The organism is Corynebacterium sp. HMSC076C10 (assembly GCF_001812455.1).
Lineage (GTDB): Bacteria > Actinomycetota > Actinomycetes > Mycobacteriales > Mycobacteriaceae > Corynebacterium > Corynebacterium jeikeium_D.
In genome coordinates, this window is sequence record NZ_KV809084.1 from 122,395 (window position 1) to 141,237 (window position 18,843).

The 18,843-nt window shown below is 65.7% G+C and carries 12 protein-coding genes and 1 pseudogene; 2 read left to right on the plus strand and 11 right to left on the minus strand.

What is annotated here, in order from left to right; translation table 11 throughout:
• Window positions 1-4: 4 nt before the first annotated feature.
• From HMPREF2857_RS00595 to HMPREF2857_RS00630, 8 genes are all read right to left on the minus strand, one after another.
• Window positions 5-742, minus strand: a complete 738-nt coding sequence (locus HMPREF2857_RS00595) for an ABC transporter permease (protein ID WP_070602850.1) — start codon at window positions 740-742, stop codon at window positions 5-7.
• Window positions 739-1,491, minus strand: a complete 753-nt coding sequence (locus HMPREF2857_RS00600; protein ID WP_070642125.1) for an ABC transporter permease — start codon at window positions 1,489-1,491, stop codon at window positions 739-741. Before HMPREF2857_RS00600 ends, HMPREF2857_RS00595 begins: the two co-directional genes overlap by 4 nt.
• A complete protein-coding gene (locus tag HMPREF2857_RS00605; protein ID WP_049172221.1) occupies window positions 1,488-2,531 on the minus strand; it encodes an ABC transporter ATP-binding protein in 1,044 nt (347 codons plus the stop codon). The genes HMPREF2857_RS00600 and HMPREF2857_RS00605 overlap by 4 nt, the downstream gene beginning before the upstream one ends.
• Window positions 2,528-3,706: a saccharopine dehydrogenase family protein gene (locus HMPREF2857_RS00610; RefSeq protein WP_246819562.1), complete on the minus strand. Its 1,179-nt coding sequence runs from the start codon at window positions 3,704-3,706 to the stop codon at window positions 2,528-2,530. The genes HMPREF2857_RS00605 and HMPREF2857_RS00610 overlap by 4 nt, the downstream gene beginning before the upstream one ends.
• Entirely contained in the window at window positions 3,699-10,031 is a 6,333-nt protein-coding gene (locus HMPREF2857_RS00615; protein WP_070642191.1) for a non-ribosomal peptide synthetase, read from the minus strand. The genes HMPREF2857_RS00610 and HMPREF2857_RS00615 overlap by 8 nt, the downstream gene beginning before the upstream one ends.
• Window positions 10,032-10,041: 10 nt before the next feature.
• Window positions 10,042-11,814: an AMP-binding protein gene (locus HMPREF2857_RS00620; protein WP_016423217.1), complete on the minus strand. Its 1,773-nt coding sequence runs from the start codon at window positions 11,812-11,814 to the stop codon at window positions 10,042-10,044.
• Between the two features lie 174 nt (window positions 11,815-11,988).
• Window positions 11,989-14,190 carry an ATP-binding cassette domain-containing protein gene (locus HMPREF2857_RS00625; RefSeq protein ID WP_246819563.1) on the minus strand — a complete coding sequence of 734 codons (2,202 nt, stop codon included), beginning with the start codon at window positions 14,188-14,190 and terminating at the stop codon, window positions 11,989-11,991.
• 107 nt (window positions 14,191-14,297) lie between these two features.
• On the minus strand, window positions 14,298-14,879 hold the full coding sequence (locus HMPREF2857_RS00630) for an ECF transporter S component (protein WP_246819564.1): 582 nt from the start codon (window positions 14,877-14,879) through the stop codon (window positions 14,298-14,300).
• Window positions 14,880-15,446: 567 nt separating this feature from the next.
• Here HMPREF2857_RS00630 and HMPREF2857_RS11275 point away from each other — a divergent pair.
• A pseudogene (locus HMPREF2857_RS11275) lies at window positions 15,447-15,615 on the plus strand (IS110 family transposase); the annotation flags it as partial.
• Between the two features lie 134 nt (window positions 15,616-15,749).
• On the opposite strand, the gene HMPREF2857_RS11375 reads toward HMPREF2857_RS11275, so the two are convergent.
• The 3 genes from HMPREF2857_RS11375 to HMPREF2857_RS00645 form a co-directional block, all read right to left on the minus strand.
• A complete protein-coding gene (locus HMPREF2857_RS11375; protein WP_256375556.1) occupies window positions 15,750-15,872 on the minus strand; it encodes a hypothetical protein in 123 nt (40 codons plus the stop codon).
• A 106-nt stretch (window positions 15,873-15,978) separates the two neighbouring features.
• Window positions 15,979-16,227, minus strand: coding sequence for a hypothetical protein (locus HMPREF2857_RS00640; RefSeq protein WP_016423221.1), 249 nt, complete (start codon window positions 16,225-16,227; stop codon window positions 15,979-15,981).
• Window positions 16,228-16,302: 75 nt separating this feature from the next.
• Window positions 16,303-17,754 (minus strand): glyceraldehyde-3-phosphate dehydrogenase, encoded by a 1,452-nt coding sequence (locus HMPREF2857_RS00645; RefSeq protein ID WP_049172209.1) that lies wholly within the window; start codon window positions 17,752-17,754, stop codon window positions 16,303-16,305.
• 183 nt (window positions 17,755-17,937) lie between these two features.
• On the opposite strand from HMPREF2857_RS00645, the gene HMPREF2857_RS00650 reads away from it, so the two are divergent.
• Window positions 17,938-18,831: a Cof-type HAD-IIB family hydrolase gene (locus tag HMPREF2857_RS00650; RefSeq protein ID WP_070602839.1), complete on the plus strand. Its 894-nt coding sequence runs from the start codon at window positions 17,938-17,940 to the stop codon at window positions 18,829-18,831.
• The last annotated feature ends 12 nt before the right edge of the window (window positions 18,832-18,843 follow it).

Sequence of the window (18,843 nt, forward strand, 5' to 3'; positions counted from 1 at the left end):
CCCGTCATGCAGCCTCCCCCGGCCTCGTTTTCACGGCGATGCCCCACGCCGCGAGCACGGCGATGCCTAAGAACCAGGCCGCGCAGACCACCAGACCCGCAGCCCCGGTGCCGTTGACGGCCTCGCCGGCCGCGGATACGGGGGTGTGCCCGGCGATTCCGCGCAGGAGAGGACGGAAGTGGTCGGCGGGCATGAGCACCGTGTTGACGAACATCGCAACGATGATTAACGGGATGAGGGCCACGGAACCCTGGGGGCTGGTGATGGAGAACGCGATGTACGTGCCGGTGCATGCGGCCGCCGCGGCAACCATCGCGCCGGTCACCGCGATCCTCCACCACCAGGACACCTCCGGGGGGCCGTCGGAAAGCAAGGCGGCCACCGCCGCGACAACGACCGTCATCGCCATGATCCGGATGAACTCGGCAATAATCCGTGCGGCCGGCACGGCCGCGTACGGTGACGGCATGGTGATTAACCGCTCGTGGAAGCCATTGCTGCGTTCAACGAACACGGTGGACGATCCCGTGATGGCCAGGATGAACGCCCACGCCGTCACGACCAGGATGACCGCGTTCCGGAGTTCGAACTCTCCGGTGAGCTGCCTGACCAGGCCACCGAACATGCGGTTGACGATGAACAGGTACACGAGCGGAGCAATGAACGTCATGAACCAGAAGTCGGGGCGCCGCAGCCAAATGTGGGCGATGCGCCGCAAATGCACGAAGATGGCGTCGATCATGATTCGCTCCTCGAGGTGAACCGGCGGATGAACAGGACGATTCCGGCGACCACCGCGACACCGAGCCACAGGGCTGCCTCTTCCCCTGCGCTATCCGGGAAGGCGTCCGGGGACGCCGCCCTGATCACCTCGATCATCGGCGAAAACGGCATGTGACGCACGACGTCGCGCAGGGAGCCGTCCAAAGCGGTCGCCGGAATGAACGCGGTGGAGAACATAAGCAGCAGCATTTCCAGCGCCTGGATCGATGAGGCCGTCGACACCGGGGCGGGCACCATCAGGATCACCCCGTCCGTGACCAGGGACAGAACCGCTGCGGCGAGCAGTGACCACAGGACAGTCCACGCGACGTCACCGACAGCCATGTCGAGGCCACAGGCCCACGCGACGACCAGCAGCGCCGCGATCGACGCGGACATCCGCAGCAAATCGGTGGCGAGCCTGCCGGCGACATAGCCGCCTGTGGCCCCGGGCAACAGGCGCACGCGGTCAACAAGCCCGGATTCGACGTCCTGTCCCACCGCCATCGCCGACGCCGCGGCGGTGAACATCGCCGCCTGGAACAGGCAGCCGCCGAGCACGAAACGCAGGTACCCGAAGCCGGATTGCCCCGCCGAGTACCCAAACACCGCGTACAGGCACAGCAGGAAGAGGGGCGGAACTACGAACATGGAGATCAGCGACGCGGTGTTGCGTCGCAACAGCAGCAGATCCCGACGGAGAAACGCCGCGACCGACGTCGCACTCATCGTGCCGCACCCCCTGCGTTCATCGATATGAACACCTCGTTGAGGGTGGGCGGCGACACGCTCAGCGAATCCGGCAACGCTTCCGAGGCCTCCATCGCCCGCGCCACCGCCTCGAGGATCCGCGGCCCGGGGTCGACGTCGAGGGACACCGACTTCCCCGCGACGCGGGCGCGGTCCAGGCACGTTCCCCCGAGGCAGCGGGCGAACGCCTCCGCCCCGGCGGCGGTGGCGAAGGACACGCGGAGCACGTGCGACCCGAAGTCGCGGCGCAATTCCTCCGGCGTTCCGCTGGCGACGATGCGGCGGTCCTTGAGCAGATGGACGTGGTCTGCCAGCGCCTCCGCCTCTTCCAGGTACTGGGTGGTCAGCACCAGGGTCATTCCGTCGTCCCGCAGCTGCCGGATGAAGCCCCACAGCTCTTCGCGGCTGACCGGGTCCAACCCCGTCGTGGGTTCGTCGAGGAACAGTAGCCTGGGCACGACGCACAGCGACGCGGCGATGTCGAGGCGCCGCCGCATGCCACCCGAATAGGCCGACACCAACGTCGAGGCACTGTCTGCGAGCGAGAATTGCGCGAGTAGTTCCGTCGCGCGGGCGGCCGCGTCGGCGCGGTCGAGTCCGCGCAGCCGCCCGAAGAACTCCAGGTTCTCCCGGCCGGTGAGGTTCTCGTCGATCGCCGCGAATTGGCCGGTGGTGGCAATGTCGGCGCGCACGCCCACCGGATCCTCTTTCACATCGCGCGAGAAGATGCTCACCTCGCCGGAGTCTGCGGTGATGAGCGTCGACAGGATTCGGATGAGAGTGGTCTTGCCTGCGCCGTTGTGGCCGAGGAACGACACAATCGCCCCGGCGGGCACGGTGAAACTCACGCCGTCGAGCACATGCTTGCGCATCCGGGCACCGCGCTTTCCCTTACGCCCGCCGTCCGGCGGGGCACCTGCACCGCCTTCGGGCGCGGTGCCCGCTTTGCCCGCAATCGGGTAGCTCTTCGTGAGGTTGCGGACGACGATCGCCGCACCTCGTTCAGCTTTCTCCGTCATCGTTTCCCCTTTTCTTTGGTATCGCAGTGGGCCGCTGTCGGCAGCGGCCCCGTGGTCGGGTTGTCATGCGGCACCTCGATATGGATGCCCGCATCGCGGGCGAAGGCGAGGACCGGTTCGAGGAGCCGGGGGTGGCCGACGAGATCCCGGCACCCCGGCGTGACCGGCTTCCCCGCCACCGCCACAACGGTGGCGGCAGCAATCGCCGCGGTCATTTTGTAGGAACCTGGGCCGGTCGCCCGGACGACGGTCGTCTCGGCCGACGGCCCCGCATCGCCCGCGCCGGCGGACGACAGTGCGACGACCAGCTCGGCGGGTTGCGGAGTGCCCTTCGCCCGCGCCTTCCGCGATGTCACGGCCGCCCCGAGACGGGCGAGCAGACCGGAGACAACGGGCATCGCGTACAGTCTCGACGTGCAGATCTTCTCCACCAACGCATCGGGGAGGGCATCGAAGGCGACGTGGTAGGAATATCCACGGATCGAGGGGCACACCTCGCGTACGACGTCGACGTCCGGGCATTCGTAGCCGATTCCGCTTTGCGACGACACCGGGTTGCGCCGCACTTCGACAATGGCGCCGCCGAGCATCGCGCGGTATCCGCCGCGAATGGTCCGGAACATCGACTCGACCGACGCGGCCCCGGATTCCTGGTCGGCGCCGATTCTCAGATCGACCCGCACATCGCGGACCTCTTCGACCCCCGCAGCGCGGGCCCCGAGAATCAACAGTGCCGTCGACAAGCCCGGGCACAGGCCGAACCCGGTGAGCACGGGAACCCCCTCCCGCCGGGCATCCCCGTCGAGGGCCATGATTGCGCGGCGGGCGTCGATCGAATCGTTGACGTCGATGTATCCGGTGCCTGAGTCAATGCAAGCACGGGCGAGTGAGTCTGCGTGCACCTCGAACGGGCCGGTGCAGTTGACCACCCAATCGTGTTTGCGGAATACCCTGCAGATCTCGTTGTGGCCGGCGGCGATCCTCAGCGGGAAGTGCCGCCCCGGGCCATCGTCCGGTTTCTTTCGGGAAGTGTAGGCCAGCTCGATCCCGTCGACGGCGCCGAGCATCCCCCGGACGAGCCGTCCGGTGACGCCGGTACCTCCGGCCACCAGCACTTTCACAGGTTCGCCCGCGTCGCGGTCCCGTGCTTCCCCGCCGTTTCGTCGATCAGTCACTTTCCATCTCGTTTCCCCGGTCCCGCGACCGGTCGATTCCATCGGACGACGGGTCCACTGCCCTGTCGTCCGTTTCCGGCGCCCGGCGCCGGTGTTCGATGTACTCCCCGATGAGAGCCCCAGTCAGCGCGGCATCCTCTCCGAGGACGAACGAATAGTGGTTTCCCGCGACGCCGGCGACGCAGAGGTCATCGACGAGGTGGTCCCGCCACTGGTCGTGGTTGTGAGCCTCGCCGTCATCGGGGAAAACGAACAGCGCCTCCCTCACCCGCCCCTCGGGCCGGTACCGGGTGCGGGCATCGATGAGCGAGCGCAGCGAGTTGAACTCCGTCGCTGTCACCCGGTCGCCGGAAAGCCCAAGGTCCTCCAGGAGCGTCGGTGCGACCGCTGCGGCCAGGGCACGCAGGCGGGCTCCCCGTTCCTCATCGGTCTCGTCGACCCCGCCGAACTCCGCCCAGAGGCGGGCAACCGGCGTTCCGTGCGGGAGATCGGCGATCGAGGGCATCACCCGGGACAGCAGCCCCTTTTCGGATTCCGCGTCGAAATCCCCGACGTCGACCGCGATCCCCGGAGCCAGGCTGTCGAGAAACACCAGCGCAGGATCGAGATCGGCCAAACGGAGCGCCATCTCGGCCGCGATGGTGCCGCCGAGGCTCCATCCAACGATCGCAGGGGCGGCACCGTCGACGAGCACCTCGCGGACCCGGCCCGAGTAGTGGGCCGCGATATCGCCGATGCCGATAGCGTGGGGGAATGGTCTCTCGAACTCCGCGAAGCCGACACCCCACACCTGCCCGCCACCGGGGATCGCGAGTGCCAGGTCTCGGTAGATGTCGACGGTGCCGAATCCGCCGTGGACGAGGAAGATCGGGCGCGCCTCATCACCGCTGCGCAATAGAACCAGCGAACGGTCCGTGGCCGACGCGCCGGGGTCATCCGCGTCCCGCCGGTCGGTCGGCGTGGCCGTCGACTGGCCGACGAGCTCTGCCACGCCACGTGGCGTCGGCTTGGCCAGCGCTTCCGCGAGCGGCACCGACGCCCCGGTGATGTCCTGGATCCGCTGCATCAGTTTCACGAATCCCAGGGAGTCGTAGCCGAGGAGGAACAGGTTGTCGTCCGCGCCGGCTTCGGCGCCGCCGAGGTCGGCCCGGACTATCCCAGTGATGACCGTCAGGTATCCGCGAACTCGGCCCATCAGGTCCCCGGATGCGATCCTCGAGATCGCGCCCGCCCTGTCGCGCTCTGCCGATAACACGCCCGCGACGCCGTCGTCGATCACCCCACCGCCGGAAGAAGTGCCCCCGACCGCCAGGCGCAGGTGCCGAACCTGGCCGACGCTCAGCGGCGCCGCTTCGGAGCAGCCCCCGGCGAAGCCCGACACCGACCTGATGTAATGGTCGAAGATGTCCTCCACCAGTTCCGGTTTCAGGATCTGCTCGACGAAATCCCAGGCGACGTTGATACGCCCGTCGACCTCCATCACCTGGTTGTCCAACAGCACCTGCGGAGTCTGGGAGATGGCGTAATCGACGTCTCCCAGGACGTGTGCATCCTTGCCCGAGCCATCGCCTGCCGCGGCCCCCTCGCCGAACAGCAACGAGGTGTACACGAACGGCGCTATGGCCTGTCCGACGGGCAGACCCCGGTGGCGCGCGATGGTGCCGAGCAACGACACCCCGGAGTACCCGGCCGCCATGTGCCCGAGCAGCCGGTTGCGCAGTTCCGCCGTCCACCAACGGAGATCATGGTCGGCGGCCGCTTTTACAGGCATCAGAATGACGCCGGTGAAATCACCGAAGACGCCGGCGACGTCGGCGATTTCGGAATCACGGTTGTACGTGGTGATGTTGATGCCGACCGAATCCCCCTTCGACCACAGCGACAGGCTCGTCGCATAGCAGGCGAGAAGCAGTGCGGACACGCTGCCGTCGGCGGCGCTGGCCCTTTCCCGCAACAGTGCGGTTTCCTCAGCGGTGAACGTGTACGACAGGCGACGCATCCGCGGCACATCCACGTCCGCGGCCGCACCGCTTGATGGAAGGGTGTTGCCGGGCGGGAATTCCTCGACCACCGTCCGAGTCAACGTCTCTTCGCCCCGCCCGACCGCCGAAGCTTCCCGACGCTTCATCTCCAAGACGTACGTGCGGTAGTCGCCAGTGACGGGCGGAAGCTCCGTTCCTCGGTACAGCTTGTCCAGGTCGTCGATGAAAATCCGCTGGCTCGCCCCGTCTCCGATGATCATGTCCACGCTGAAGAACAGGCGGTGCCGCCCGTCCGGGAGCGCGAACGCCGACAGATGGAACAAGGGCCAGCTGCCCAGATCGAATACCTGGTGGCTCAGCTCATCGCGCTTGCGCCGCACCGCCTCGACCACGGTCGCCTCATCGGCGGTCCGGTAGTCGGCGACATCAATACGGTAGCGCGGAACCTCCGGCAGGATCCGCTGCGTGGCTTGTGCGGTGAACACGACGCGCAGCATCGGATGCCTGCGGATTAGCTTGTCGAGGGCGTCTTCCAGGCGATCGATGTCGGTACCGGGTTCGGTGACGGATTCGATGTAGTAGTGCTCGGTGACGCCGCCCAGCTCGAACCCAGAGTTCCGGCCAACGTAGTAGGCCTTCTGCATGTCAGTCAAGGGGAACGGCGCGTGGGGGTCATCCCCGAATTGTTCCACCGGATCCTTTCCGTGAGCACTCGCGGAGCATTCTCGGGCGCCTCCTGCGGCTGAACCGGCACCGACGGCACAATCGGGGGAAGGCACTGCCTCGGCGACGGCTTCAGACTCGGCCCCGGACTCCCGCATGGCCTCCGATACAAGGCCGGCGATGTGCGCGATGGTCGGGTCGACGATGACGTCGCGGAAACGGAGCCGGACTCCCGTCTTCTGCCGGATTGCGCGAATCATAACCTGGAATTGCAGGGAATCGCCGCCGCGGCGGAAGAAGGACTCTCCCGCGCCGCACGCCGAATCCGCGGCACCCGTCGACGGGGCTTCCCCGAGAATCTCGTCGAAGACTCCGGACACCAACTCGATCGCCCCGGGGTCGGCGACGGAACCAGCCGAGCCCACGGCTCCGGCCCCCGCCCCGGCGGCCTCGCCATCGGCCGTTGCCCCGCCGCCCGCGGCGCCGACGTGCCTACGAATTTCCTCCTGGTCCAGTTTCCCGTTGACGGTAACGGGCAGGTGCGCCACCGGCAGCAGGACCGTCGGTACCATGTACGCTGGCAAGCATCGGGCAAGCTCGGCCCGGACGGCATCCCGCGAGCCGGTCATATCGTCCACCGGAACGTAGAGGCACGCCAGTAGTCCCCGATCGCCCGATTCGACGACCGCCGCCATCGACGCGGTCACCAGGCCGGACCGCTCGAGGACCGATTCGATTTCTCCGAGTTCGACGCGGAAGCCCGCGATTTTCACCTGTCGATCGCGGCGGCCGAGAAATTCCACAAAACCCTCCGCGTTGAACACGCCCACGTCTCCGGTCCGGTAGCAGCGACCGATGCCTGGGACATACCCGAAGGCGGCAGCGGTCCGCTCCGGATCGGCCGCATACCCCTGCGCGACGCCGAGACCGCTGATGTGGATTTCCCCCGGCACCCCGACAGGGCAATGCACCCCGTCGGGCGCGAGCACGTGGATGCCCTGGTTCGCCAGCGGGTACCCGTAGGGAATGCGGTTTTCCAGGCTATCGCGTTGCAACGGGTAGTGGATGGACCAAATGCTTCCTTCGGTCGCACCGCCCAGGCTATTGATCGACGCGTTCGGGAACATGGACATGGCGCGAGCCGGAAGCCCCGCTGCGATGCGATCGCCGCTGAGCAATACGGTGCGCACATCCGGGAACACGTCGTCGTCTGCCGCCCGGACCAGGGCGAGCTCCAACAGGGCGGGCGCGGAGTTCCACAGCGTGACCCGCTCTTCCCGCAAGACGTTGAGGATTTCATCGGCGTCGCGTTCGTCTCCGACCATCGTCACCGTCGCGCCTGCCGCGAACGCACCGAACACGTCGTAGACCGACAGGTCGAAGCCCAGCGACGACAATCCGATGATGCAATCGGCGGAGGTGACCCCATACTGCCGGTTCACGTCGAGGATGGTGTTGATACAGTTGCGATGACTGATCCGCACACCCTTTGGCCGGCCCGTGGTCCCCGAGGTGAAGATGACGTAGGCAAGGTCGTCAGGGGCAGTGCCGGGCGAAGAGTGCGCACCCGCGCTGCTCGCGCGGTCGCAGACTTCCGCGGCTGCGGGCTTGCCGACGCCCGCTACTCCGCTTTGGTCCAGTTCATCGATCACGCCGGTGTCCAGAATCGGGCCCGCCGCACCTGAGGCTTCCACTACGTATTCTTGTCGCTGGGCCGGCATGCCCGCGTCGATAGGCACGAATGCGGCTCCCGCACGCAATGCGCCGACCATGTTGACGATGTCGTCGGGATGCTTGGTGTAGCGCACGATCACCGCATCCCCCGCCCCGACGCCGGAATCCGAGAGTTGGCGGGCGATGCGTCCGGCCCTGGCCCAGACCTCGGCGTAGGTGTACGAGATGCCACGGGCGGCGAGGCGCACGGCCGGCGCATCCGGAGTCGCCGCGCATGCGGCTTCGACAAGCGAAACCAGGGTGTCATCGTGGATCGGGCCCGCAGCGTCGTTGTAGCGGGCGACGGCCCTCTCCGTCTCCGCATGACGGATGGGCAGAGCCTCTCCCCCCTCCGCCACCACGTCCAGGGCCTCCGCAACGGCTCCGAACATCGCATCTACCGCAGGGAAGTAATCGTCGACCACGTCCCACGACAACGCCATCCCGCCCGATGCCGGCATCACCTGGATGTCGAGGCACACCTGCGCGGTTTGCGTGTAGACGCGTTCGATGACCGGGCTGCGCCCGCTTCCCCGCTCGCCGCCGAGGTAGCTGGTGAACACCACCGGAGCGGTGGCCTGGGACTGATTGGCCGCGTCCCGGAGGAATCGCTGTAGCACCTCCACACCGGAAACGCAGCGGTGGGACAGCCCTTCGCGGATGTCCAGGTCGATCGCCTCCGCCAACCCGTCGATGGTCGCGGCTCTCCCGGCGTCGACGCCGACAAGCATCGATGAAGTGAAATCTCCCATCACCCTCGTGCCCGCGGCGAGGCCGCTGCGTTCGCTGACAGTCACGTTGACCGTCAACGCGGATTCGGGCAGCCACCTGCAGACGACGGCGGCGTTGACGGCCATCACCAGCGACGACAGGGTAACTCCAATGCGGCGGGCACGTTCGCTGAGCTTGGCGGTGACCTCCGCGTCGAGCACCGTGCCCAAGCGCCGGGTCGACCAATCGTCGCCACCCCCCACGGCCGCCGGGAACTCCGGACGCCGCGGCAGATCTGCGGCCTTCTTCTCCCAGTAGGCGAGGTCCTCGGCCCGTTTCCCGTCGCGCCGGCGCGCAGAGATCGCCGCCAGGGCATCCCCATATCTGGAAGCCGGAGCCGGCGGCTCCCCGGCCAGCAGGGATTCGAGCTCGTCGAAGAACAGGTACACCGAACCCGCATCCATGACGATCATGTTGAAGTAGATGAACATCCTGCACCCGCCCGCATCTGCGAGCAGCCTCGCGGCGACCATGGGGCCGTCCTCGTTCGACGATCGCGCCGCGGTTCGCATGCCCCGACGGATCTCCCCCACCGCCGCGTCGATATCGTCGCCGGACCCGACTACCTCGACGGTGGCGAGGCACACGCCGGTCGGGCTCAAGACCCCGGCATCGACGTCGAGCCGATGGAACAGCACGTCGTGACGCCCGAAGACCGCCCGCACGGCCTCCTCCACCTGCGGCAACGAATAGTCGTGCCGGGATTCCGCGTAGATGTACGTCGCTTGGCCACCAAGCTCGATGTCCTCGTCCGCGCCGAGCAGGTAGGCGGTCTGGATTGGATTGAGCGGGACCGCATCCGCGGGACCAGCCCCATTTTTGCCGGCACAGCCGTCATCCGACTCACCCGTCGCTACAGCGGGATCGGCCCCGGCAGCGGCGCCTGCGGCAGATCCGGCATCAGCGCCACCCCGGGCGGCGTCGATGACGGCCGCCAAATCAGCGACCGTGACCCCGGGGTCCATCGCCGCGTAATCGATGGTGACCCCGTACTCGTCCTCCAGCGCCAGCAGCATCTGGAGGAAAGTCAGGGAGTTCGGGATGTGGTCGCGGAGTTTCACGTCCGCCGAATCCAGGTGCACGCCGATGGCGTCGGCGATGGACTCCGACAGCCGTTCGGGGGCGACTCGAGCCCCGGTGCGGGCTCTTCCCACGGCGGTAGATGCGACGGCCGGCGCGATCGTTTCATTGGTCATCGTCATCGCCTCAGAGCAGAGCCTCGAGCTTGCGGCGGAGCTTCTTGCCGTTCGACGCGACGGGCAGCTCGTCGACCCACAGAACCCTGGAGACGGGCACCCCGGCGACGCGCATCAGCTCGGTCGTCGCGGACCGGGCCACCGCCTGTTCATCGATCGGAGGTTCATCCCCGTCCGATTGCCCGGCACCGGTCGCATCGTCGGCCTTACGATCGGTCGGGGTCCGCCTGGCCAAGAACACGGCGATCTCCTCTTCGCCCGTGGCTGGGTTGCTCCGGCCGAGAACGGCAACATCGCGGTCAAGCACATTCTCCAGCACGGCTTCCAAATCAGCCGAATAGTAATTCCGGCCGTTGACGAAGATGATGTCCTTCTTCCGGCCGAGGACGAACAACTCGCCGTCGCGGAGAATGCCCATGTCCCCCGTTGCGAACGCCCCATCATCGGTGAGCTCGTGCTCCACGATCCCCTCTGCTGTGATCGCGGCGCGGGTCATCGGAGCGCCGGCGATGTGGATTTCACCGACGGTGCCGTCGCCGAGGACCCCGCCCCCGTCATCGCGGATGGTCAAGGAAATCCCCGGGACGGCCTTGCCCAAGGCGACGAACTCAGCTCCGGACTCGCTCTCGATGTCCTCGAAACGCTGCCCCGTGGCGATGCCCGTCCGGTCAAGTCGCACCGTGGACAGACCCGAGTAGATATCCCGGGTCGTGACCAGCAGGCAAGCTTCGGACATTCCGTAGGCGGAGGTCAGGGCATCCTCCCGGAGGCCCATGGCGGACATCGCCGCGAGGAACTTCCGGGCCAATGGAGCGTCGATGGGCTCAGAACCGCTCATCAGCTTCTGGACGTTGGAGAAGTCGTAACCGTGGTCATCCCCGAGGGGCCGGCGCTCGAGATGGCGCAGAAAATGCTTGAACGCGAAGTTCGGGCACACTGTCACCGTCGGCCGGTGCCTGGTCACGGCCTCGAACCACCTCGGGGGATCGGCGACCACCTCGGAAACCGGCAGCAACACCTGGTCGTACCCACGAAAAAGGGCGTAGACGTGGAAGCCGATCAGCGAAAGGTTGTGGGTCAAAGGCAGCCACGTGAGCATCTTGTTCTCGTACCGGTGCGCGTGGCGTGGGATCGTCGCGCGCAGACCGTTCAGCACGGACTCGTTGGTTACGATGACGCCCTTTGGCGATCCCGTGGAGCCGGACGAAAACTGGATGAGGGCTTCGCCTGCCGTCCCACCTCGCACCGGGAACGCGGGGACCGCCCCGGCGCCATCCCCGGAATCCACGTCACCCGCCTGAGAGAAGTCCGATTCAGCATCACCCGGCATCGCCGCATCCGGTTCCGCGGCAGCGTCATTGACGATGGACACGTCGAGCAGCCGATCCTCGCCCACGACCACGGCACCGTTTGCGCCGGTGAGCAGCGTGTAACTGCGTTCGTCGACCAGGATCGGGGCCCCGGGCATCATGTCCGAGAGCGTCCGCACCCTGTCGACGTCAACCGGGCCCGACACCGGCGGCGCAAGCGCCGGAACCGCGCCGGCGTAGACGCAGCCCCAGAACGCCCGGATGAGCCCGCGGTTCTCCGAAACCTGGAAGATCACGCGATCGCCGGGGCCGATGCCGGCTTCGGCCAACCGAGTCGCAGCCGCCACCGCCTCCGCATGGACCCGGCCATACGGGACGAAGACGTCCCGCCGATTCTCGACGAAGGTGATCCCCTTTTTCGTCTCATCGGCCTTGTCCCGTAGCACGTCGCTGATGGTCCGGATCGTGTTCATTGGTACCTCTTTCGGTTGTCGGCGCCATGCCGGTGCCGGGCGGACCGGGCCCGCATGGCGTGACCCGGAGGATGTGTCTGAAGGGTTGAAAGGGTGAAGCAACTGGGTGGGGCGCGTCTCCGCACAAGCTCAGAAACGCTCGCGGGCCCGGGACCCGCCGGTTCCAGGCGCCCGTCAAGTCACTGCAGACACCAGGGCGGCGACGAAGACCGCGGCGGACGCTGCGGCCGCGAACCCGTCACGCACTCGCCAGGGGTGATCGGTGCGGAAGGTACGCCGCGGATAGAGGCCGAAGTTGCGCATCGCCAGGGTCAGGGACAGCTTTTCGGCGCAGCGCACGGCGCTGACGAACAACGGGAAAGCGATGCGCGCGGGCGTCGTCGCGCGAATGAAACCGGAGCGGAAAGACTGCTCCGGTCGCATCGAGCGCAATCTAATCGCCCATGTCAGCTGGGGGATTTCACTGCGCAGGAACGCTGCGATGCTCACCCCGGAAATCGCTATGGTGCACCATGTGTAGGGCACCCGGAGGCGTTGCACCATGGCGTCGAAAAGCTCCTCGACGCGCATGCACGCGGAGACCAGGACCGTCCCCGCGAACACGGCCATCAACAGCAGTCCGTGATGGATGCCGTGGCGGACGGCTTCCGACGCATCCCCACCTCCGTAGAACTCGGAGCGCCACCCGAGCAGGCCGAAGAACCCCCCGATTAACAGGACAAGAAGGACCTTCCCCGCCGTCGCCCGAACGTCGCGTTCCGCGATCGCAGCGAGTGCGAGGAACCCGACCACCGTCAGGGCGAGAACGGCGTCTCCGCCGGAGAGCAGCCCGGCGACGAGGACGAACATCACCGCCGCGACAATCGTGATGGCGTTCAACCCCGCGCGCCTTCGAGCGGCGGATTCACTGGTCCAGGGGCTTTCGTCCAAGGACGTCCGTGCGCCGGCCGCGGGCAGTGGGCGATCCCGCCGGGACGACTCCGGGGAAGCCGGCAGGTCGGCTGCGGGACCGGACCAGGCGACCTTCCCTTCGGCGACGATGCTCGCCCTATCTGCCCACGTTCGCGCGACACGGCGGTCGTGGCACGTGAACACAACGGTTCCGCCGGCCCCGGCGTATTCCGCTAGCGCATCCAGTACGATGCGCGAGCTCGGCGAATCCAGGTGCGCCAACGGCTCGTCGAGAAGCAGCAAACGGCGATTGGCCGCCACCGCCAGGAAGATGCCCAACCGTCTTTTCTGTCCGCCCGACAGGACGAACGGCGAGACGGGGTCAAGTGCCCTGGGGCACAGGGCTTCCCGCAGTTTCCGCAGCTCATCGGCGCCGAGTGGTCCGTGCGGGTCCGTGCCGGCCAGCGCGGAGTCGATTTCCGCGGCGACGGTCGCGCGGGTGAACTGGTGCTCGGGGTTCTGGAACGCCCACGACGCGAAGGCGTCGGGGACGCGCCGGGCGGACGCGCCGTCGATCCGGAAGTTCGCTCCCGCCTTCATCTGGCCTGACAGCACCGCCAGCAAGGTGGACTTACCGGCTCCGTTGGCGCCGACTAGGGCATGAATCTCGCCCCGTTCCAGTGTCAGATCGGCCCCGTCCAGAATCCTCTCCCCGCCTCGGGCCACGTGGGTTCCGGTCAAGGCCAGCAGTGGAACGGCATCCGCCTCCGATTCCAAATCGGGACGGTCCGGTGCCCCCGTGCCCGGCGTACTGGCGTCCGGCGCTCCGGCGGGCGCGGCCGACGTCGCAATGCCCTTCACCGCGATGCCCTCCGGTGCTCCGTGCGCGGCGACGCTCCCGTCCGCATCGAGGATTGTCACCGTGTCGACCCACCCGTCGAACGGGCGGAGGTCGTGCTCGATGAGCAGGATAACGCGCCCCGGGGCCCGCAAATCACGGATGGCGGCGAACAGCGACCGACGACCGTCCTCGTCAACGTGGGCCGCGGGCTCGTCGAAGATCATGACCTCCGGCGCCCTGGCCACAGCACCGGCGATGGCCATCCGCTGGCGTTGCCCACCCGACAAAGCCCACGGATCCTTCTCCGCGAGCTCTGACAGCCCGAGCTCCGATAGGGCCTCGGCTGATTGCTTGGCGACGATGCCGGCTTCCACGAGGGAAAACTCGAGGGCCATCGACACGTCATCGACGACTCGGAGCGTGAGCACCTGCGTCGACGGGTCTTGCCCGACGAAGGTGACCCGGTCCCCGTCCACGGGGCGTTCGGTGCCGTCGGCATCGACGATGTGCACGAATCCGGCATGGTCGATGGGGATGTGCGAGGGGATCAGTCCAGCGATGAGGTGGGCCAGGCTCGTCTTTCCGCATCCCACGGGTCCCGTGATGGCGTTAATCGTGCCGAAATCGAAGGAGAGATCCACCATGTCGGGTGCCCATCGCCCATCGGCGTGCCGGACGCCCGCGCCACTAACCCGTAACCGGGCCGGGGCCGTCCCGCGTGTCGCACCGGCGCACGCGGGTGCTCCGCCGGTCACCGGGTGACTCCGCGGCTGCGAAGCCCCTTTGCGACGGCAAAGCCCAGGACCAAAAACACCAGGCTCGATGCCAAGGCTACGGCGAAGCTAATCAGGGTCATGGGCGTGGTCGGCGAGTCGACGCCGACTGCGCGCGGGGCCATCGTTCCCATCAGCGCGGAGAACAACATCGCCGACGCCACGAACTGGGGACGCGTCCACCGCCGGTACAGGGTGACCATGAACGGAAGCTCGATGAGCAATCCTTCCATAGTCAGCGCCCCGATTGCGGCGACGCCGAACGGGGTGGTCGCCGCGGACACGACGCCCATGGCAAGGCACGCGATAAGGCTCGCGCCAGGCTTGCGGACGACGATGAGGGGAACAACGCACTGCAGGAACCACAACCCGAGCGTCGCCGCGACGAGATAAACGTGGGCGATGCCGGCGAACACCTGCAGGTAGGTCAGGGGCACGATGATGAGAGACCCCGCGACGCCGATCGCGGCGGCGACGAGCATGTCGCGGATGGATGGTCGGCCACCAGCTGCGACCGGTGCGACGTGCACCAACCGCCCGTCATCCGTCTGCGACGCCACCGCGTCCCCGGCTCCCCCTCCGGAGAGGGGTTCTCCGGTCGATCCACGTTTTCCGTTCATCGTCGCCGCCTCGCTTCCGTTGCCGATTCCCGATCGGGAACACCACCTGAAACAGTATTAGGTTAGGCAATGCTTATCGGATTACGCCAGGCTCAATTTACTGAAATTACCCCCGCCCCCCCCCGAACGAAAAACCGCCTTCCCAGCGTGCTCACAGAGATTCGCCCCGTACTCGAGCGCGTCTTTGCAGGCGAGATTCTCTCCCGCACGCTGGTGCTGGACTCGCTCATCCACTACGAAGGTCCGACAAAACTGGCCGCCGCAGGTCGAGGCCGGGGCCTGAAGTGGATGCGCAACCGCGCCAAGAAGGCCCCTGCTGCCCTGGTTGACGCAATTTTCGCCGCCCTTGCCGAGCGAACTGTCACGGTACCCGGCACTGCGGCAGCAGAATTGGTCATTCCCCAGCTGGCGGCGAACATCAAAGCGCTTCAAGCACAGCGCGACACGATTGCCGGACAAGTCGAGGAGATGCTCGAATCGTTCCCTATTGCCCAGGTCTTGATGTCGATGCCCGGCGTAGGCATCAAGACCGCCTCTAACATCGTGTTGTCCATCGGCGATTGCCAGGACTTCGCCGACGCCGCACACTTAGCCGCTTACGCCGACCACCCGGCAGTCGGGTACGTCGGTCCGCGGCGAGTTTCCCACCAGGGCCGGCAATAAACAGTTGAAAAACGCGATGTTTCGATCGGCGTGGATCGCGTCGCACTGCCATCCCGCATCGCGCGACTACTACCTGCGTAAACGGGCTGAAGGACAGAAGCACAATGCCGCGGTGATATGGCTTGCCCGGAGCCGCTGCAACGACATCTATGCCCTGTTGACTCGGCGTGAGTTCTTCCGAGAAATCCCTGCTAGAACCATCGCCACGGCTGCGTAGACCGCTGCGCTGATCACCGCCGGCCCGCACGATGCGGCCCGGCGATCAGTCATGGCTACACCCCTCCCATACGATGTACGTGAAAGTCCCGCCTGACTATTGACAATCCACATAGGGCCCCACGCGGATTGGAACCGAGTGGCGGCCAGACACCGCCACCTAGGCGCCGAACAGGGCCACTTCCGCCGAGCCGTATTCGACGATCCCGAAATCACTTTCCCGAATCTTCATCCCCCGCCCGTGCTCGATGTCGCCGGAGGCCCGGAATTGGAGGCCGAAAACCAGATCCTCGTCGCTCAGTTCCGGCAGGATCACAATCCTCACCAACTCGAACGGCTCATACGCGGAATCCAGGTCGTCGTCGATGGACAGGAAAATCTCCCCGTCCCCCTCCCCTGCCCTCCCCATCGCCGCAACCCCCGTGGTTTAGGAGGGGGAAGAGGGCCTTCGAGGGCTCAGCAGCTCAAGCCCAGGACCGCCGACTTACAGCTCGTCGATGTGCTTGCGCTTCGGGTAGACCCGCGGACGAGCGCCTGCGATCTCCTCAGCAATGCGGATGACCTGGTTGGAGTAACCGAACTCGTTGTCGTACCAGACGTAGAGCACCAGGTGCTTACCGTTGGCGATGGTAGCCAGACCATCGACGATGCCAGCATGGGTGGAGCCGACGAAGTCGGTGGAAACCACTTCCGGGGAGTGGATGTAGTCAATCTGCTGGCGCAGAACGGACTTGAGGGAAACCTCACGCAGGTAGTTGTTGACTTCGTCGCGGTCGACCTCAGTGTCCAGGGTCAGGTTCAGCACCGCCATGGAAACGTCCGGGGTGGGAACGCGGATGGCGTTACCGGTCAGCTTGCCCTCGAACTCCGGCAGAGCCTTGGCGACGGCCTTTGCGGCACCAGTCTCAGTGAGAACCATGTTCAGGGTGGCTGCGCGACCACGGCGGGAACCCTTGTGGAAGTTGTCAATCAGGTTCTGGTCATTGGTGAAGGAGTGGACGGTCTCGACGTGACCGAACTCGACACCCCACTTGTCATTGACGACCTTCAGCACCGGGGTGATGCCGTTGGTAGTACAGGAAGCTGCCGACAAAATGTTGTCAGATTCCTCGATGATGTTGTGGTTGATTCCGTAGACGATGTTCTTCACATCGCCCTTGCCCGGTGCGGTAAGAAGAACCTTGGAAACGCCCTTGGACTGAAGGTGCTGCGACAGTCCCTCGCGGTCACGCCAACGACCGGTGTTGTCAATGACAATCGCATCGTTAATGTCGTAGGCGGTGTAGTCAACAGTTGCCGGGTCATTGGAGTAAATGACCTGAATCGGGGTGCCATTTGCCCAAATAATGTTGTTTTCGCGGTCAACCGAGATGGTGCCGTCGAATGCTCCGTGGACGGAGTCACGGCGCAGCAGCGAAGCACGCTTGACGATGTCGTCCTCACCATTCTGGCGAACCACAATTGCGCGCAGGCGCGGGCCGTTGAACAGTGCCTCCCGAGCCAGCAGAATGCGAGCCAGCAGGCGGCCGATGCGGCCGAAACCGTAGAGGACAATGTCGGTCTTCGGGGTCTGTGTCCCGGCACCGATGACGTCGGCAAGCTCACGCTCGAGGAATGCGCGCAGATCGCCGCCTTCCTCTTCGAAGCTGGTAGCCAGGGCGCCCAGGTCAATGGAGGCGGTGCCGAGATCCATCTTCACCAGTTCCTGCAGAATCGGCAGGGTCTGACTCAGCGGCAGCTCCTGCGAGGTGATGCGACGGGCGTAGCGGTGCGACTTAATGATGCCGGTCTCGGTAACGTTTTCCAGTCGGCGGCCGAAGATTGAAGTCACGACATCGTTGTTGCGACGCAGTTGTCCCAGGAGGGGGATCATCTGCTCTGCAAGGCTGATGCGCTCATTCCAGTCATTGCGCTTGATGGGGGCCGAATCCGACATAAATCCTCCTGGCTTAAATGAGTATGAGTTCCCCCTCAAAATACCCCGCACACGCTATTCAACGGCTATCGTCCTCAACTGGGTACCCCGTATTGTGGCCCAGCTTTCACCCAATCGGGGGAGGCGCTGGGAGGCGACCTGAGGAAGAAAAGTGAACCCTACTTACCCGTTAGAATTAAAGCCATGACGGAACCCCTGGATATCCAGCAGCAATCTCCCGCCCAGCCGCCATACCGCCTTGTAGTCACGGATATGGACGGGACTCTATTAAATGAAGACAAGGAAATCCCGGATTCCTTTTGGCCGGTAGTCACCGAACTGCTCGACCGCGGTGTCCACTTCGCTCCCGCGTCGGGCCGCCAGTACGCGACTCTGGCCGACCAGTTCGCCCCCATTGCACACCGCATCCCAATCATTGCGGAAAACGGCAACTACGTCGCGGATGCGGGCGAGGTGGTCTCGGTTACCAGCATCGACCACGGCGTTGTCACCCAGTTGGTGCACGCGATCCGCCAGTTCAACGACAACCGTGTGGCGGCGGGCCGTACTCCCCTGTCGGTTATTATCTGCGGCGCTGCCAGCGCATACGTGGAGTTTTTCCCGCCGCATTTCAATATTCCGGAGGAAGTTCAGCAGCTGCAGTTCAACGAGGCCGCCAAGTACTACCTGAAGCTGCAGAAGGTCGATGATGTCATCGCCGCTGCCGCCGAGGACGGCATCGTCAAAATTGCCGCCTTTGATCCTTACTCCGTCGAAGAGGAATCGGCCGATTACCTGCGTTCCCAAAGCTCGCACTTGCGCGCGGTAGTCTCCGGTGCCCACTGGGTCGACCTCATCGATGCCAACACCAACAAGGGCACGGCACTCGCCGCCCTGCAGGAGGCCCTAGGTGTCTCTCCTGCCGAAACTGTCTGCTTCGTTGACTACCTGAATGATCTCGAGCTCATCGACCACGCAGGCCGTTCGTTTGCCATGTCCAACGGTCACCCGGAAATCAAACGCCGCGCCACCGACATCGCACCGTCGAACGCGGAGGAAGGCGTCATCACGACGCTGCGCGAGCTGTTCAACCTCTAACTGCAATTGACC

Bases quoted from the DNA above. Each gene is read 5' to 3' on its own strand.
- HMPREF2857_RS00640 (WP_016423221.1), bottom strand. From the start codon at position 16,227: ATGGGGAGGGCAGGGGAGGGGGACGGGGAGATTTTCCTGTCCATCGAC.
- HMPREF2857_RS00620 (WP_016423217.1), bottom strand. From the start codon at position 11,814: ATGAACACGATCCGGACCATCAGCGACGTGCTACGGGACAAGGCCGAT.
- HMPREF2857_RS00625 (WP_246819563.1), bottom strand. From the start codon at position 14,190: ATGGTGGATCTCTCCTTCGATTTCGGCACGATTAACGCCATCACGGGA.
- HMPREF2857_RS00645 (WP_049172209.1), bottom strand. From the start codon at position 17,754: ATGTCGGATTCGGCCCCCATCAAGCGCAATGACTGGAATGAGCGCATC.
- HMPREF2857_RS00595 (WP_070602850.1), bottom strand. From the start codon at position 742: ATGATCGACGCCATCTTCGTGCATTTGCGGCGCATCGCCCACATTTGG.
- HMPREF2857_RS00605 (WP_049172221.1), bottom strand. From the start codon at position 2,531: ATGACGGAGAAAGCTGAACGAGGTGCGGCGATCGTCGTCCGCAACCTC.
- HMPREF2857_RS00600 (WP_070642125.1), bottom strand. From the start codon at position 1,491: ATGAGTGCGACGTCGGTCGCGGCGTTTCTCCGTCGGGATCTGCTGCTG.
- HMPREF2857_RS11375 (WP_256375556.1), bottom strand. From the start codon at position 15,872: ATGACTGATCGCCGGGCCGCATCGTGCGGGCCGGCGGTGATCAGCGCA.
- HMPREF2857_RS00650 (WP_070602839.1), top strand. From the start codon at position 17,938: ATGACGGAACCCCTGGATATCCAGCAGCAATCTCCCGCCCAGCCGCCA.
- HMPREF2857_RS00615 (WP_070642191.1), bottom strand. From the start codon at position 10,031: ATGACCAATGAAACGATCGCGCCGGCCGTCGCATCTACCGCCGTGGGA.